The organism is Psychrobacter sp. 1Y4 (assembly GCF_051847555.1).
Genome location: NZ_JBPYDE010000143.1, coordinates 1 through 1079 on the forward strand (window position 1 = coordinate 1; position 1079 = coordinate 1079).

1 protein-coding gene is annotated in these 1079 nt (G+C 47.6%); it reads right to left on the reverse strand.

Going from position 1 to position 1079, the window contains the following annotated elements; genetic code table 11:
* The coding region (locus ACS8FC_RS14845; RefSeq protein ID WP_439297336.1) for an esterase/lipase family protein at positions 1-1079 on the reverse strand (1079 nt) is incomplete at both ends.

Genomic DNA, 1079 nt, shown 5'->3' on the forward strand with positions numbered 1-1079 from the left:
TCCAGCATAGTCGCTTAGACCATTATCCAGCAGCCATTCAACGACTTGCTCACGCACTCGCCTGCTATGGATTAAGTTAAGATGATTGACACCATAAAACACGGCTTTATGACCATCTGGTACAAACAACGCATGCTCGGCATCATCTTCACCTAACGCGGATGCGACCGATACCAAGCTATCTCCTAGCAAATCCGTCATCTTAGATTCGTAATGCGTCTCGAGCAAAGCACTGGCGACAAAGTAAGTTTTGATACCACTTGGCAGGCGCGCAGGATGACGGAAGTCTTGTGGTAATACGCTGCGTCCTTCTAAGGCTTTCCAATCAGCATCACGAATACTGCCATGACGCAGATCAATAATACCCGCACTACGCATATCACCGAGCTTGGCAAGCGAGCCTGCAAATGGCAGCTTGGCGATGATGTCTTGTACATAGTTACCGATACGCTCAAGCACTGCCCCATGATGCGGTGAACCTAGAGTGATGAGATTACCCACACGCTTCATCCAATCTAAGCGTTCCTGCTCACCATAAAACAGCGCACTACGCGCGACCAAGCCGCCCATGCTATGACCAACCAAGTCTATCTGAGGAATATTTGGGTTATTATCGACCAAGTCCTGTAGCAGTTGAGAGAATTTACGACCGCTGCGAGAGATACGTCGACCTGTATTGTAATCTAAGTACAGAACGGTGGTGTCAGGCTGGCTGATATGAATCGCCTCGCCCAGATCATTGCCTTCTTGTGACTGCCAGCTTAAGTGGCTCATGCATAAGCCATGGCACAAAATAGCAATCCGCCCTGATAGCCTCTCACTTTGGGGTTTACCATCTTTGGTGTATAACATCATCGGAATCGCGAGCGCATTTTGATTGTTGACCAGATGATCACCCATAACACCATTGATGACGTTGACCAGCTTTTTTAGTGAGTCAGGTAATGGCTGAGCCGTTTTTTGCACGATAAAATTTTTATATATTCGTAGTACCGAGGCCAGATTGTTACCGACCATCAGCATAATATGACGTATCGTGCCATAGATGCGCCCAGTGAAACCGCGCTGCCATTTATTGA